At 61.2% G+C, this 16,026-nt stretch carries 14 protein-coding genes, 1 tRNA gene, 1 pseudogene and 1 riboswitch; all 16 genes and pseudogenes read left to right on the forward strand.

The features are described 5' to 3' along the window. Positions 1-178 precede the first annotated feature (178 nt). Positions 179-279: riboswitch (guanidine-I (ykkC/yxkD leader) on the forward strand. A 63-nt stretch (positions 280-342) separates the two neighbouring features. Further along, on the forward strand, positions 343-1,410 hold the full coding sequence (locus AAEZ10_RS13670; RefSeq protein WP_350569581.1) for a putative urea ABC transporter substrate-binding protein: 1,068 nt from the start codon (positions 343-345) through the stop codon (positions 1,408-1,410). Positions 1,411-1,428: 18 nt separating this feature from the next. Then, the gene (locus tag AAEZ10_RS13675) at positions 1,429-2,244 is read left to right on the forward strand and encodes an ABC transporter permease (RefSeq protein WP_024011982.1); all 816 of its coding nucleotides are present in this window, start codon (positions 1,429-1,431) and stop codon (positions 2,242-2,244) included. Next, positions 2,241-3,029 (forward strand): ABC transporter ATP-binding protein, encoded by a 789-nt coding sequence (locus tag AAEZ10_RS13680; protein WP_350569583.1) that lies wholly within the window; start codon positions 2,241-2,243, stop codon positions 3,027-3,029. The genes AAEZ10_RS13675 and AAEZ10_RS13680 overlap by 4 nt, the downstream gene beginning before the upstream one ends. Positions 3,030-3,042: 13 nt before the next feature. Then, on the forward strand, positions 3,043-3,768 hold the full coding sequence (locus AAEZ10_RS13685) for an urea amidolyase associated protein UAAP1 (RefSeq protein WP_350569585.1): 726 nt from the start codon (positions 3,043-3,045) through the stop codon (positions 3,766-3,768). Positions 3,769-3,779: 11 nt separating this feature from the next. Then, positions 3,780-4,421, forward strand: coding sequence for an urea amidolyase associated protein UAAP2 (locus AAEZ10_RS13690; protein WP_016771291.1), 642 nt, complete (start codon positions 3,780-3,782; stop codon positions 4,419-4,421). A 278-nt stretch (positions 4,422-4,699) separates the two neighbouring features. Beyond that, positions 4,700-8,335, forward strand: coding sequence for an urea carboxylase (gene uca, locus AAEZ10_RS13695; protein ID WP_350569587.1), 3,636 nt, complete (start codon positions 4,700-4,702; stop codon positions 8,333-8,335). A gap of 25 nt (positions 8,336-8,360) precedes the next feature. After that, positions 8,361-10,133 carry an allophanate hydrolase gene (atzF, locus tag AAEZ10_RS13700; RefSeq protein WP_350569589.1) on the forward strand — a complete coding sequence of 591 codons (1,773 nt, stop codon included), beginning with the start codon at positions 8,361-8,363 and terminating at the stop codon, positions 10,131-10,133. A 217-nt stretch (positions 10,134-10,350) separates the two neighbouring features. Further along, on the forward strand, positions 10,351-11,838 hold the full coding sequence (locus AAEZ10_RS13705) for a sensor domain-containing diguanylate cyclase (RefSeq protein WP_110644976.1): 1,488 nt from the start codon (positions 10,351-10,353) through the stop codon (positions 11,836-11,838). Next, the gene (locus tag AAEZ10_RS13710) at positions 11,831-12,061 is read left to right on the forward strand and encodes a cysteine-rich CWC family protein (protein WP_073473113.1); all 231 of its coding nucleotides are present in this window, start codon (positions 11,831-11,833) and stop codon (positions 12,059-12,061) included. The genes AAEZ10_RS13705 and AAEZ10_RS13710 overlap by 8 nt, the downstream gene beginning before the upstream one ends. Before the next feature lie 33 nt (positions 12,062-12,094). Beyond that, positions 12,095-12,787: a pseudouridine synthase gene (locus tag AAEZ10_RS13715; RefSeq protein WP_350569592.1), complete on the forward strand. Its 693-nt coding sequence runs from the start codon at positions 12,095-12,097 to the stop codon at positions 12,785-12,787. 316 nt (positions 12,788-13,103) lie between these two features. Continuing rightward, complete coding sequence (locus AAEZ10_RS13720) at positions 13,104-13,988, forward strand: alpha/beta fold hydrolase (protein WP_016771295.1); 885 nt, start codon at positions 13,104-13,106, stop codon at positions 13,986-13,988. A 157-nt stretch (positions 13,989-14,145) separates the two neighbouring features. Continuing rightward, a tRNA-Gly gene (locus tag AAEZ10_RS13725) sits at positions 14,146-14,219 on the forward strand. A 64-nt stretch (positions 14,220-14,283) separates the two neighbouring features. Next, positions 14,284-14,574, forward strand: a complete 291-nt coding sequence (locus AAEZ10_RS13730) for a hypothetical protein (RefSeq protein ID WP_273528314.1) — start codon at positions 14,284-14,286, stop codon at positions 14,572-14,574. 72 nt (positions 14,575-14,646) lie between these two features. Then, entirely contained in the window at positions 14,647-14,826 is a 180-nt protein-coding gene (locus AAEZ10_RS13735) for a type II toxin-antitoxin system HicA family toxin (RefSeq protein WP_016771297.1), read from the forward strand. 35 nt (positions 14,827-14,861) lie between these two features. Then, positions 14,862-15,269, forward strand: a complete 408-nt coding sequence (locus tag AAEZ10_RS13740) for a type II toxin-antitoxin system HicB family antitoxin (protein ID WP_024011974.1) — start codon at positions 14,862-14,864, stop codon at positions 15,267-15,269. Positions 15,270-15,328: 59 nt separating this feature from the next. After that, positions 15,329-15,556 (forward strand): annotated as a pseudogene (locus AAEZ10_RS13745) (transcriptional regulator); the annotation flags it as partial. Between the last annotated feature and the right edge of the window lie 470 nt (positions 15,557-16,026).

Genomic DNA, 16,026 nt, shown 5'->3' on the forward strand with positions numbered 1-16,026 from the left:
AACCCTGAACACGCTGCATGACGGTGCAACCACGCACCACCACGATGCGCTATCGATCGCCCCGCTCACCTCGGCAATCCAGCAGATCCCCGCCGCAGAGGCCTCGGCGCGACTTGGCACGCCTCTCGCTTTAGCAAACCCGTGCAGGAGTCATCACAGGTTCGCGGCACCACAATTTGCAATGGCTGACTAGGGTTCCGGCTCGCAATCGCGAGTGGCTGGTCCGAGAGTTGGCGACCTCCAGTTGAGGTTACACGGCGGGACAAAAGCCCGGGAGACAAGCCACCGTTCGCGGTGCCGCGTTGCCTTCCTGTCCGCCCTCGATCAACTGGAGAATCCGCAATGATCCGACTACGTTTCCCCGCCCTGCTCGCCGCCGCCTTCGCCGCGCTTATCAGCACGCAATCTTCCGCCGCCCAGAAAGACCACTTCGGCGTGTGCTGGACGATCTACGCCGGCTGGATGCCATGGGAATACGCCGGCAGCCAGGGCATCGTCGACAAATGGGCGAAGAAATACGGAATCAAGATCGACGTCGTGCAACTCAACGACTACGTCGAATCGATCAACCAGTACACCGCCGGCCAGTTCGACGGCTGCACCATGACCAACATGGATGCGCTGACCATTCCCGCTGCCGGCGGCGTTGACAGCACCGCGTTGATCGTCAGCGATTTCTCCAATGGCAACGATGGCATCGTGCTCAAAGGCGAAGGTAAAAAAGTCGCCGACCTCAAGGGCATGGACGTCAATCTGGTCGAGCTGTCGGTCTCCCATTACCTGCTGGCTCGCGCGCTGGACTCGGTGGACCTGACCGAGAAAGACCTGAAGGTGGTCAACACCTCCGACGCCGACATTGCCGCCGCATTCAACACCGACGACGTCAACGCCGTGACCACCTGGAACCCGATGCTCTCGGATATCAAGGCCAAACCCGGCGTCACCGAAGTGTTCAATTCCAGCCAGATTCCCGGCGAGATCATGGACATGATGGTGGTCAACAGCGCCACCCTCAAAGACAACCCGGCCCTGGGCAAAGCGCTGACCGGGGCGTGGTTCGAAGTGGTCGCTTTGATGAACGCGAAAACCGCCGCGAGCAAAGCTGCGCTGGAACACATGGCCAAGGCCTCGGGTACTGATCTCGCCGGCTTCCAGGCGCAACTGGACACCACAAAACTGTTCGCCACGCCGAGCGAAGCGCTGAATTTCGCCACCAGCAAACAACTGCCGGACACCATGCGCAAGGTCGCGGAATTCTCCTTCGAGCATGGTCTGCTCGGCGAAGGCGCGAAGGACCCGAGCGCGGTCGGCATGTCTTTCGCCAACGGCGTGACCAGCGGCGACACCGCCAATCTCAAGCTGCGTTTCGATCCGACCTACGTGCAGATGGCCGCCGACGCCAAGCTGTAAGCCACGGAGGATTTGGCCATGCGCCTGATCAATCGCCACCCTGATCGCCCGAGCCGCCTGTTGCTGGTGATCCTGCCGTTCGCGCTGGTGCTGTTCGCCTACTTCACAGGCTCGGCCGAGCGCCTGGCGGACAACCCCAACGACAAACTGCTGCCCAGCGCCGTGCAGATGAGCGACGCGGTAAAACGCCTGGCCTTCAACGCCGACAGCCGCACCGGTGAATATCTGTTGTGGCAAGACACTGCGTCGAGTCTGCGCCGTTTGGCCATCGGCCTCGGCATCGCGGCGCTGGCGGGTCTTTGCCTCGGTATAGCGGCGGGCACGCTGCCGCTGTTCGGCGCGCCGTTGTCGCCGTTGCTGACCGTGCTGTCGATGGTGCCGCCGCTGGCGATCCTGCCGATTCTGTTCATCGTTTTCGGCCTGGGCGAGTTGTCGAAAGTCATGCTGATCGTGATTGGCATCACCCCGGCGCTGGCCCGGGATCTGGAACAGCGTGCCCGTGACATTCCGGTCGAACTGCTGATCAAGGCGCAGACCCTCGGCGCCTCGACCTGGACGCTGATGCTGCGCGTGGTATTGCCGCAGTTGTTGCCGCGCTTGCTGATCTCGCTGCGCTTGATGCTCGGTTCGGCGTGGCTGTTCCTGATTGCCGCCGAAGCGATCGCCTCCACTGATGGCCTCGGCTACCGGATCTTTCTGGTGCGGCGCTACCTGGCGATGGATGTGATCCTGCCCTACGTAGTGTGGATCACCCTGCTCGCCTGGCTGATGGACTGGGGCTTGAAACAGCTGACCCAGCGCGCTTTCCCTTGGTACGAGGGTGCGGCGAAATGAGCTTCATCACAGTAAAAAACGTCTGGCAGCAGTACGCCGATCAAGTGGTTCTGGAAGGCTTCAACCTGAGCGTCAACGAAGGCGAGTTCTGCACCTTGGTCGGCGCCTCCGGTTGCGGCAAATCGACCTTCCTGCGCCTGCTGCTCGGCCAGGAAAGCGCCAGTCGCGGGGAGATTCTGCTCGACGGCCAGCCCTTGGCCGGCGAACCGGATGCCAGCCGTGGCGTGGTCTTTCAACGCTACTCGGTGTTCCCGCATCTGAGCGTGCTCGACAACGTCGCCCTCGGTCTCGAATTGCCGCGCGCGCCCTTGCTTGGCCGGCTGTTCGGCAACGCCAAACGCGAGGCCCGCGAACAGGCTGCAGCACTGCTGAGCAAAGTCGGCCTCGGCCATGCGCTGGACAAGTACCCGGCACAGCTGTCCGGCGGTATGCAGCAACGCTTGGCCATCGCCCAGGCGCTGATCATGAAGCCGCGCGTGTTGCTGCTCGACGAGCCCTTCGGCGCGCTCGATCCGGGCATTCGCAAAGACATGCACGCGCTGCTGCTGGAGCTGTGGCGCGAGACGCAACTGACGGTGTTCATGGTCACCCACGACCTGTCGGAAGGCTTCAGCCTCGGCACGCGCCTGCTGGTGTTCGACAAGGTGCGCCTCGACCCGCACGCCCCCGGCGCCTATGGCGCACGCATCACCTACGACATCCCGTTGAACAGCGACCGCCGCGCCCAGCGCGCCGCCGTCGAGGCCCTGCCGCTGCCGCTGGCGGGCACCCTTCGCACTGCTTGAGAGGACTGCTCCAATGACTGATTCATTCCAACTCTTCCCACCCTTCGCTGAAGAACTGCTGCCGGGCGGCGGCCACCGTTCGTTCGTGCTCAAGCGCGGCCAGTTACTGCGCCTGACCGACCTGCGCGGCGGCGCCAATGTCAGCCTGACCTTGCTCAATGCCCATGAAAAAACCGAGCGACTGAACCTGCCCGACAGCCTCAAATGCCAACACACCGCCAAGCTCACTGCCGGCCACTGCCTGTACTCGGACATGGGCCGCGTACTCGCCGCGATCACCGCCGACACCTGCGGCTGGAGCGACAGCCTCGGCGGCGTGCTGTGCGCGCAAGAAGTCGCCGAAAAATACGGTCAGGGCCGCTACCAGGAACTGCGCAACGGCTTCTTTCGCAATGGCACCGACAACCTGCTGGTGGAGCTCGGCAAGTGGGGCCTGGGCCTGTCCGACCTGCTGATGACCCTCAATCTGTTCAGCCGCGTGAACGTCGATGAGGCCGGGCGTTTCCACTTCGTCGAAGGCAACTCGAAGGCCGGTGACTACATCGAGTTGTATGCGCCGATGGACACCCTGGTGGTGCTCACCGCCCTGCAACATCCGATGGACCCGTCACCCGAATACGCTCCGAAACCCTTGAAGCTGAGCTGGATGAACGCCGACGCCAGCGTCGCCGAACACTGCCGCACTTCGCGCCCGGAAAACGAGCGCGGCTTTATCAACACCGACCGTTTGTTCGCCTGAGGATCGCTGCCATGTCACTCGCAATCGCCACTTCGCACAAGCAAGCCGACAGCGCGATCTACCGCGCGACCATTCCCGCCGGCGAGCCCTGGCTGATGGAAGTCAAGGCCGGGCAGACCCTGCGCATCCTCGATCTGGAAGGCAATCAGGCCGTCGACACCTTGTTCTACAGCCTCGCCAACCCCAAGGAACGCTACGACGTGCAACGCACCTTGCGTAGGCAGAACAGCGTCTACCTGAGCACCGGCAGCGTGCTGTATTCCAACCTCGGCCAGCCGATGCTGACCATCGTTGCCGACACTTGCGGGCGCCACGACACCCTCGGCGGCGCCTGCGCGCAAGAGAGCAACACCGTGCGCTACGCCCTGGAAAAACGCTACATGCACAGCTGCCGCGACAACTACCTGCGCGCCTGCGCCCACGACGGCCGATTGAGCAAGAGCGACATCGGGCCGAACATCAATTTCTTCATGAACGTGCCAGTGACGGCGGATGGCGGGCTGACCTTCGAGGACGGTATTTCCGCGCCGGGCAAGTACGTTGATTTGCGCGCGGAGATGGACGTCATCGTGCTGATTTCCAACTGCCCGCAGTTGAACAACCCGTGCAATGCCTACAACCCGACCCCGGCGGAGTTGCTCGTATGGAACTGACCATCAGCCGTTTACGCCGTTGGCTTTTTGCCCTGTGCCAGGCGCGTTCCGGGCAGTGCCTGAAACCTTCAAGGCACTGATAGTCCTGTGGGAGCTGGCTTGCCAGCGATTGCGATGTTTCAGTCACCAACAATGTTGGATGTGCCGACCTCATCGCTGGCAAGCCAGCTCCCACAGGAGTTTGCGGTGAGTTTGAGTGATGTTTTTTCCATCCGGGACGGCCCGGATGTCTGTCGAAAAACAGCGGGACGGCCCGCTCCCCCTTCAGGGGTTATGCCATGTTCGAAAAAATCCTGATCGCCAACCGTGGCGCGATTGCCTGTCGCCTCCTGCGCACGATCAACGTGCTGAAGGCCCAAGGCGTCGCCGTGTATTCAGAAGCCGATGCTGCCAGCCTGCACATCTCCCAGGCCGCTGAAGCGTACAGCCTCGGCGAAGGCGCGGCGTCCGCGACCTATCTGGCCGTCGATAAAATCCTCGCTATCGCCAAACAAAGCGGCGCCACGGCGATTCATCCCGGCTACGGATTTCTCTCGGAAAACGCAGCGTTCGCCGAAGCCTGCGAAGCGCAGGGCATCGCCTTCATCGGGCCGACGCCGGAGCAATTGCGGGTGTTCGGCCTCAAGCACACTGCTCGCGCCTTGGCCAAACAGCACGGCGTACCCATGCTCGAAGGCACCGACCTGCTCGACAGCCTCGATTGCGCGCTGAGCGCCGCCGAACAGGTCGGCTACCCGGTGATGCTGAAAAGCACCGCTGGCGGTGGTGGCATCGGCATGCGCGTGTGCCGCAGCGCCAGTGAATTGAGCGAATCATTCGAAGCGGTGAAACGCCTCGGTCAGAACAACTTCAGCGACGCCGGGGTGTTCATCGAGAAGTACATCGAACGCGCGCGGCATCTGGAAGTGCAGGTGTTCGGCGACGGCTGCGGTGACGTCATCGCTCTCGGCGTGCGCGACTGCTCGGTGCAGCGGCGCAACCAGAAAGTCCTCGAAGAAACCCCGGCGCCAAACCTGCCAGAAGGCATGGCCGATGAGCTGTGCGCAGCGGCGATCAAACTGGCGCAAGCGGTGAATTACCGCAGCGCCGGCACCGTCGAATTCGTCTTCGACAGCGAGGCTCAGCGCTTCTATTTTCTCGAAGTGAACACGCGCTTGCAGGTCGAGCACGGCGTCACCGAGCAGGTGTGGGACGTAGATCTGGTGCGCTGGATGATCGAGCTGGCCGCCGGTGATCTGCCGCCGCTGAACGAGTTGTATCAAGGCCTGGAACCGCAGGGCCATGCGATTCAGGCACGTCTGTACGCGGAAGATCCGGGGCGTGATTTCCAGCCGAGCCCGGGCCTGCTGACCGCTGTGCAGTTTCCGCCAGCCAACGGCGTTGAGTTGCGTATCGACACCTGGGTCGAGGCCGGCGTGGAAATCCCGCCGTATTTCGATCCGATGATCGCCAAGCTCATCGCGTGGGCGCCGAGTCGCGAACAGGCTCGCGCCGAACTCCATCAGGCACTGGGCGATAGCGTGCTGTATGGCGTGGAAACCAACCGCGATTACCTGCGCCAGATTCTGCTCGATGCTCCATTCGCCAGCGGTCAGCCGTGGACCCGTTGTCTGGAAAATCTGCTGTATCACGCCAACACCTTCGAAGTGCTCAGCGCCGGCACGCAGACCAGCGTGCAGGACTATCCCGGCCGCCTCGGCTATTGGGCCGTCGGCGTGCCTCCGTCGGGGCCGATGGACAGCCGAGCGCTGCGCCTGGGCAATCGTCTGCTCGGCAATGAACAAGGCGCCGCCGCACTGGAAATCACCATGAGCGGGCCGATCCTGCGCTTCAATTGTGACGCGGTGGTCGCGGTGACCGGCGCGCCGATTGCCTTGAGCCTTGACGCTGAACCGATGCCAATGAACACCGCGCTGCTCATCCCGGCCGGCGCGACATTGCAACTGGGCAGCATCAGCGGCGCCGGCGCGCGCAGTTATCTGTGCCTGCGCGGCGGCGTGCAGGTGCCGGATTATCTGGGCAGCAAAAGTACCTTCACCCTCGGCCAGTTCGGCGGGCATGGCGGACGGGCGTTAAGGGCCGGTGACGTGTTGCATGTGCCGGCATTGGCCGACCACAGCGCCGGCCAACAACTGGCCGAACAGCACATCACCGCGCTGCCGAGCGTGCGCCAGATCCGGGTGATCTACGGTCCGCACGGCGCACCGGAATACTTCAGCGAAAACTACATCGCCACGTTCTTCGCGACCCAGTGGGAAGTGCATTTCAACTCCAGCCGCACCGGCGTGCGCCTGATCGGACCGAAACCTGAGTGGGTGCGAGAGGATGGCGGTGAAGCGGGTCTGCACCCGTCGAACATCCATGACAATCCGTATGCGATTGGTGCGGTGGATTTCACCGGGGACATGCCGGTGATCCTCGGCCCGGATGGCCCGAGTCTGGGTGGGTTTGTCTGCCCGGTGACGGTGATCGAGGCGGATCTGTGGCAACTGGGGCAGCTCAAGGCGGGCGATAAAATTCAGTTCATTCCCGTCGACCTCAAGACCGCCCGCGATCTCGCCCTGAAATGGGATGCTCCCTGTGGGAGCGAGCTTGCCAGCGATGGTGCCCGATCTGACACCGCATCAACTTCATCGCTGGCAAGCCAGCTCCCACAAGGGATTGTGTCGCCTGTGGTTCTTGAGTTGGGTCAGGGGGATCGGCGGCTTGTCGGGCGGGTTTCTGGCGACACTCATTTACTGCTGGAAATCGGCGCGCCGGAGCTCGATCTGGTCCTGCGCTTCCGCGCCCACGCGCTGATGCAGGCGCTGGAAAGCCAAGCCCTGCATGGCGTGATCGACCTCACCCCGGGCATTCGCTCGCTGCAAGTGCACTACCAGCCGGAGCAACTGCCGCTGGCCGATCTGCTCGGCATCATCGCCGGCGAATGGGACGCGGTGTGCGCCGCCAAGGACTTGCAGGTGCCTTCGCGCATCGTGCACTTGCCGCTGTCGTGGGACGACCCGGCCTGTCAGTTGGCGATCGAGAAATACATGACCACCGTGCGCAAGGACGCGCCGTGGTGCCCGAGCAATCTGGAGTTCATCCGGCGCATCAACGACCTGCCCAACCTCGACGAAGTGCAGCGCACGGTGTTCGATGCGAGCTATCTGGTGATGGGCCTTGGCGACGTCTATCTCGGCGCGCCGGTGGCCACGCCGCTCGACCCGCGTCATCGTCTGGTGACCACCAAGTACAACCCGGCGCGTACCTGGACCGCCGAGAACTCGGTCGGCATCGGCGGCGCCTACATGTGCGTGTATGGCATGGAAGGCCCGGGCGGTTATCAGTTTGTCGGGCGCACTCTGCAGATGTGGAATCGCTATCGCGAAGTCGCCGCGTTCGATGGCAAACCGTGGCTGCTGCGCTTCTTCGATCAGATCCGTTTCTACCCGGTCAGCGCTGAAGAACTGCTGCGCATCCGCCGCGATTTCCCGCTGGGGCGCTTCGATCTGAACATCGAACACAGCCAACTCAACCTCGCCGACTATCAGGCATTTCTCAGTCAGCAAGCCGAGGGCATCAGCGCCTTCCGTGCGCAGCAACAGGGCGCGTTCAAAGCTGAACGCGAGCGCTGGATCGCCAGCGGCCAGGCGCATTTCGACAGCGAAGAAGCCGTGCCTGACGCCAGCGAAGAAGCTCCACTGCAAAGCGGTGAACACAGCGTCGACAGCCACATCGCCGGCAATCTCTGGCAGGTGCAGGTCGAGGCCGGCCAGCGTGTCGCGGCGGGCGACGTGCTGGTGATTCTCGAGTCGATGAAGATGGAAATCCCTGTGCTCGCGCCGCTGGCCGGTGTCGTGCGAGAGATCCGCGTGCAACCCGGTTCGGCGGTGCGTGCCGGACAACGGGTGGTGGTGCTGGAACTCGACTGAAGCCATTTCTGAAAAGGATCAACCGATGAATCTGCAACTCGATGCACTACGCCAGGCCTATCGCAATGGCGATACCACACCGCGCCAACTGCTGCTGCAATTGCGCGAAAAAGCCGCTGCGCTGAACCCCGACTATCACCTGTTCATCCACTTGCTCAGCGTCGATGAACTGGAGCCATACCTCGCCGCCCTCGACGGTCGTGACCTCGACAGTCTGCCGCTGTATGGCGTGCCGTTCGCGATCAAGGACAACATCGATCTGGCCGGCATTCCCACCACAGCCGCGTGCCCGGCGTTTGCCTATGTGCCGCAGCAGTCGGCGACCATCGTCGAGCAGCTATTGGCGCTGGGGGCGATACCGCTGGGCAAGACCAATCTTGATCAGTTTGCCACAGGCCTCAATGGCAGCCGCTCGCCCTACGGCGCGTGCCCGAACAGTGTGCTGGCGGAGTATCCGTCCGGCGGTTCCAGCGCCGGCTCGTCGCTGGCGGTAGCGTTGGGCGTGGCGAGTTTTGCCTTGGGCACCGACACCGCCGGTTCCGGGCGAGTGCCGGCGGCGCTGAACAATCTGGTTGGCTTGAAGGCGAGCAAAGGCCTGATCTCCACCGCCGGCGTGCTGCCGGCGTGCCGCACGCTGGACTGCGTAACCACCTTCACCGCCACTGCTCGCGAGGCCAGTCAGTTGCTGGCGTTGACGGCCAGACACGATCCTCGCGATGAATACAGCCGAGGCAATCCGGCATGGAACGACGGCTCGGCATTTGGCGCGCCACGGCCGTTTCGCTTCGGCGTGCCACGGGCGCAGGACCTTGAATTTTTCGGCTGCAACGAGGGGCCACAGTTGTTCGCAGCAGCCATCGAACGGCTCAAGGCTTTGGGAGGCGAGGCAGTCGAATTGGATCTGTCGCCGTTTCTCGAAGCAGCGCGTCTGCTCTACGACGGGCCGTGGGTCGCCGAGCGTTACAGCGTCGCCGGTGAGCTGCTGGAGCAGAATCCCGAAGCGGTGCTGCCAGTGATCCGTGCGGTGCTGGCCAAGGCTCCGGCAGTGACTGGCGTGCAGACCTTCCGCGCGCAATATCGATTGCAGGCGCTGAAGGCCCTCTGCGACGAGGCCCTGGAAAATCTCGACTGCGTGCTGACACCGACCATCGGCCGTCCGGTGACCCTGGCCGAGCTTGAGGCCGAGCCGGTGCTGCGCAATTCCGAACTCGGTTATTACACCAACTTCATGAACCTGCTCGACTACGCCGCCGTCGCCGTGCCGACCGCGTTCATGGGCAACGGTTTGCCGTGGGGCGTGACGTTGTTCGGGCGGGTGTTTACCGATCAGTATCTGTTGAGCGTGGCCGATGCCTTGCAGCGCCAGCAGGACAGCGCCCTGCCAGTTCCGGCAAACCCTGCGCGCAATGGCCGCGCTCGATTGGTGGTGTGTGGCGCGCACCTGCAAGGGCTGGCGTTGAACTGGCAACTGACCCAGCGTGGCGGGCGCTTGCTGGAAACCACGTTCAGTTCGCCGGACTATCGACTGCACGCCCTCGCCGGCGGCCCGCCATTGCGGCCGGGGATGGTGCGGGTCAAGGACGCCGGCGTGGCGATTGCCGTGGAGGTCTGGGAATTGCCGAGCAGCGAGCTGGGCTCGTTTCTCACCGGGATTCCGGCGCCGCTCGGGTTGGGCAAGGTGCAATTGGCGGATGGGCGCTGGGAGAGCGGGTTTATCTGCGAGCCGTATGGCCTGGAGGGTGCGGTGGATATCAGTCATTTGGGGGGATGGCGGGCATACCTCAAAACCCTGGCCTGAATCTGTCGACCTGTGGGAGCGAGCCTGCTCGCGAATGCGGTATGTCATTCAACATTGATGTGGCTGACCCACCGCTTTCGCGAGCAGGCTCGCTCCCACAGGTTCTGGCGCACCACCCCCGAATAAAGGAACGACCATTCACGCCGCACAGGGAGCAGTTATTTGCGCGCAGTGCCACTAGAATGCATCCCATCGGGCCACTGCCAACGGATCTGCCATGCCGCTTCGTTCTCCCTTGTACTCGCAACGTTCACTGGTGCTCACCCTGGTCGCCCTGCTCGGCGCCGGGTTTCTCGCTACATCACTGTTGAGCTATTTCGCCTCCCGCGAGTCGATCCGCGACAACATCGTCAACACTGAACTGCCGCTGACTTCCGACACGGTCTATTCGGAAATCCAGAAAGATCTGGTCCGGCCGATCCTGATTTCCTCGATGATGTCCCGCGATACGTTCATGCGCGACTGGGTGGTCAACGGCGAGCAGAATCCCGAGCAGATGACCCGCTATCTCGACGAGGTCATGACCCATTACGGCGCCTACACCGCATTCTTCGTTTCCAATGCCACGCTCACCTACTACCACGCCAAAGGCGTGCTCAAGCAGGTCAAAGTCGATGAACCGCGCGACACCTGGTACTTCCGCGTGCGCGACATGCAGGACCCGTACGAGATCAACGTCGACCCGGATCTGGCCAACAAGGACAACCTGACGTTCTTCATCAACTACAAGGTCTACGACTACCACAACCGCTTCATCGGGGCGGCGGGCGTGGGCCTGACCGTGGACGCGGTGATCAAGCTGATCGACAAGTATCAACAGCGCTATCAACGCAGCGTGTACTTCGTCGACACCTTCGGCCGCCTCGTATTGACCGGTGCCGAGGGTGGCCCGGAAGGTGCGCACATCGGCCAGAGTCTTGGCGAACTGGAGAGCATGAAAAGTCTGGTCAGCCAGTTGCCCAAGCCACACAGCGGCAGCTACGAATATTCCACCCACGGCCAGGGGCATTTTCTCAACGTGCGGTTTATCCCCGAGTTGAACTGGTACCTGTTCGTCGATAAACGCGAGGACGGCGCGCTGAGCGAGATCCGCCAGTCGCTGTATCTCAACCTGCTGATTTGCCTGCTGGTGACGTTGATCGTGCTGGCCTTGCTCAATCGAGTGATCAAGCGCTTCCAGGCGAAGATTCAGGCGCACGCCACCCTCGACAGTCTCACCGAACTGCCGAATCGACGCGGCTTCGACATCCTCGCCGCGCAAGCGCTGCACGAGGCCCAACGGGAAACCAAGCCGCTGACCGCGTTGCTGCTCGACCTCGACCACTTCAAAGCCTTGAACGACACCTACGGACACATGGCCGGCGATCAGGTGTTGATCGGTTTCGCCCGCGACCTGCAAAGTTGCCTGCGCCACGCCGACATCGTCTGCCGCTGGGGCGGTGAAGAGTTCATCGTTCTGTTGAAAGACACCGACGGTGAGACCGGGCAGAAAATCGCCGAGAAGATCCGCCAGCACGTCGAACAACACGAATATGCCTACGATGGCCACACCCTGCATCTGACCGTGAGCATCGGCGCCACCACCGTGCAACGCGATGACACCTTGCACAGCCTGCTGTCGCGGGCTGATCATGCGATGTATCGCGCCAAGCAAACCGGGCGCAACCGCACCTGCATGGAAATGCCGCACTCGACCTATGCCTGATAACGACGTCAAACCCGACCACTGCCCGGCCTGCGGCGCCCGCAACGATTGCAGCCTCGCCGACCCGCGCACCGCCGACCGCGAATGCTGGTGCTATGGCGTGACCATCGAGCCGGCGGTGCTCGACGCGCTGCCGGCCGCGCTGCGCAATCAAGCCTGCCTGTGCCCGCGCTGCGCACAGGTCGAAGCGCAACTGCAAGCAGGCCGGCGGCCGATCCCGTAAGATGCGCGGCCCTTTGTTTGTTGAATCCTGACCATGCGCGTCGACCGCTTCCTCAGCAATCTGCCCCGCTACAACCGTCAGCAGGTTCGCCTGTTGCTGGTGGAAAAGCGCGTGCGGATTGACGGAAAAGTCGTCAGCGACCCGCACAGTGACGTACTGGAATTCAGCCGGGTCGAAGTTGACAATGAGGTGCTGCAAAGCGGTAAGCCGGCTCGCTATTTCATGCTGCACAAACCGCCGGGCTGCGTCAGCGCCACCCGCGATCCGCAGCATGCGACCGTGCTCGACCTGCTCGATGAACCGCACAAGGACGATCTGCACATCGCCGGGCGTCTGGATTTCAACACCACCGGGCTGATGCTGATCACCAATGACGGCACCTGGTCGCGACGCCTGACGCAGCCGCAAACCAAACTGCCGAAGGTCTATTACGTCGAAACCGAACAGGACATCGACCCGAGCTATGCGTTGAAATTTGCCGAGGGCATTTACTTCGCTTTCGAAGATCTGACCACGCAACCGGCGCAACTGGAGCTGCTCGGCCCACGCTCGGCACGGCTGAGCATCGTTGAAGGCCGCTACCATCAGGTCAAGCGCATGTTTGGGTTCTTCAACAACAAAGTCCTGCGCCTGCACCGCGAATCCATGGGCAAACTGACCCTCGATCACGCGCTAAAACCGGGCGAGTACCGCGCTTTGCGCACCGAAGAGATTCATTTGTTCTAAGCCGGCGACCGCTCAGCCGAAGTTGTCGAACAATTCGCCGAAGGCACTTGCGTGATCCTGAGTCCCCTGCTTGAATCAGGACGTCGGCCGAAATGTGACCGATGAGTCACCACATACTTCCAAGAAACTTTTTGTCGGTCGTCTGCCCTCAAGGGCTGCGCCTCAGCCGGCAATCTGCCCGCCAATAACAACACCCGTCGACCTGCCGTACCGGATCGACATGGGCCAGCAAATTTCAGGCGTATGCCTACCTGTCACAAAGCTCGTGCAATCTCGATTGCGCGCATACCCGCTTGCTTGCCAGGAGTCTTATGACATGAGGCCAGAAATCGCTGTGCTGGATATACAGGGTCAGTATCGGGTTTACACGGAGTTCTATCGCGCAGACGCCGCAGAAAAGACCATCATTCTGGTCAACGGCTCGATGGCCACGACTGCGTCGTTTGCACAGACCGTGAAAAACCTGCACCCGCAATTCAACGTGGTCTGCTATGACCAGCCCTACGCGGGCCGCTCAAAAGCCCACAACCGGCATGAGAAACATCTGACGAAGGAAGTCGAAGGGCAGATCCTGCTGGAGCTGATCGATCACTTCGCCGCCGAACACGTGCTGTCGTTCTCCTGGGGCGGCGCCGCCACCCTGGTCGCCCTCGCCCAGCAACCGCGGCGCATTGAAAAAGCCGTGATCAGCTCGTTCTCACCGGTGATCAATGCGCACATGCTCGATTACCTCGAGCGCGGCGTCGACTACCTCGGCAGCCGCGACGGCGACCGGGTCGGCCATCTGGTCAACAACACGATTGGCAAACACCTGCCGTCGCTGTTCAAGCGCTTCAACTATCGCCACGTCAGCAGCCTCGCCGAACATGAATACGGACAGATGCATTTTCATATCAACGACGTGCTGCACAGCGATCGCCAGTGCTATCTGAATGCGGCGAAAAAGATCAGCGTGCCGGTGCTGTTCCTGAATGGCGAATGGGACGAATACACCGCCGCTGAAGACGCACGCCTGTTTGGCAATCACGTAGCGCACAGCAGCTTCACCACCCTGCAAGCCACCGGGCACTTCCTCGACATGGAGCACAAAGCCGCCTGCCGCGACAGCCAGAACGCCCTGCTTGGCTTTCTGAAACCTGCGCCGCAAGCCAGCCGAACGCGCTACTCGTTTGTGCAGGATCACCATGCCCTGGCCATTTGAAACAGCGTCATCGCGGGCAAGGCTGCAAGCTTGAAGTGCCTGCTGCACCGGTGCAGCCCTTGCTCGCGATCGACCGATTTCTGCGCGGCAAAGCCCTCGCAGAGAAAAGAAAACTTCAAATCCGTGGCCGAGTCTGGTACAAAGTCAGCCGCTCTGAGCGGGTATAGTTTAGTGGTAGAACGAAAGCTTCCCAAGCTTTAGATGAGGGTTCGATTCCCTCTACCCGCTCCACCGAATATTGATCTCGCGTTGTGTTGTCCGACGGGGGATGCAGGAATAGAAAAGACCGGCCTTGATGGCCGGTTTTTTTTGTGTCTGGAAGTTGGTGAAAGACAATTTCCAAGGAAAAGCCTTCAGCTCCAAAAAGAACCCCAGCGACTCTGAAAATCATCCAGAGAAGGATCGTTACCAACGTCGCCCTCCTTACGGCCTGGCTCGCTCTATCAGTCGCAATGCCTGGCTGAGCGATCTGCTTTCATTTTGCCGCGTAAATGTCACCGCAAAACACTGCAACACAACCATCGTTCCTCCAAACACACGCGGCCTAGACTGGGTTGACCACCTCGCCGGACGCCACAATGGCTGAACGGTAGCAAGTCTATTGATCTGTAGAATTCAGTAGGTATAGTAACCACCAAGCACATCACAGGGAGGTGTTGTGAACAGCCGTTTTTTAATCGGACAACTCGTCGCGGACGGTTGGTTTCTGGTACGTATCCGGGGCAGTCATCACCACTTCAAACATCCAACCAAACCAGGATTGGTAACAGTGCCGCATCCAAAAAAGGATCTGCTCAAAAAAACGGCCATCAGTATTTTGCAACAGGCCATGCTCTGAATCCGTTCTCAGCGTTGCCTTGGAGGATCTCGAACATGCTTTACCCGATTGCGATTTCAATAGGCGACGAGGAACACGCGTGGGGAGTTGAAGTGCCGGACATTCCTGGCTGCTTTTCTGCCGGCGACGACCTTGATGACGCTGTCGCCATGGCGCGCGAGGCGATCGAAGGTCATTTCGAAATTCTGGCAGACGACGGTGCGCCGATTCCATCGGCCAGCAAATTGAGCCTGCATGTCGCCAATCCGCAGTACGCCGGATGTGCGTGGGCGGTAGTGGATATCGACGTGGTCAAATACCTGGGCAAAGCACAGAAGCTCAACATCACTCTGCCGGGGCACTTGCTCAATCGCATTGATGAGTACGTGTTGCATCATCCTGAGGAGAAAAGCCGATCGGGGTTTCTGGCTTCGGCGGCGTTGAAGGTCTTGCAGCAGGGTTAAAAAATTCTTACTGCCCAACCGGCTCTAAGTCGCCGGTTTTTTCATGTCTGACGTTTGGGGAAATTCTCGCTCTGCTGATTGAAAAGTATGAGGAGCAGCATTTTCCGATGCCGCCCTCTGATCCCATTGAAGCCATCAAATTCCGTATGGATCAGCAAGGCTTGACGCCGCGGGATCTCGAGTCCTTTATTGGCACCAGTGGCCATGTTTCGGAAGTATTGAACCGCAAGCGCAAGCTGAGTCTGGCAATGATCAAACGTCTGCACGATGGCTTGCGTATTCCTTAGCAGACCGGTAGGAAGTCCAAAACCCGGCGCACCCGAGGGTGCCATGCGCACAGCCACCAACAAGTGCAGGCGAAGCCTGACTGGAAGGTACATGTGCAACCGTTGGTCAATCCTGGCCGGGCTGCTAAACCCGATCACTGGAAATCAGTGACGCGAACCAAGTTACCGACCGCCCTCCAGGCGCACAAGCCGGCGGATTCTGGCGTACCGGTAGGCAGCGGCGCAAGGATTTGTAGGCATCGGGACGTAACGCGGTTCGACTTTAAACAGCCATGGCGCACCACGTGTAAAAGCCTGGAAAACAGAAGGAAATTTCCGACGAGTTCAGCGTGAACGAGTTGAAAGGATGCCAGAGGACGATGATGGTGGCGGCGCAGCGGTGATCGGGTTTTCAAGCGCCAGCGAGCCCCTCACCCTAACCCTCTCCCGAGGGAGAGGGGACCGATCGGGTTGTTCTTGCGAGTTACGCC

It is taken from the genome of Pseudomonas sp. H26/SER47-MNA-CIBAN-0231, from assembly GCF_040310465.1.
Classification (GTDB): domain Bacteria; phylum Pseudomonadota; class Gammaproteobacteria; order Pseudomonadales; family Pseudomonadaceae; genus Aquipseudomonas; species Aquipseudomonas atacamensis.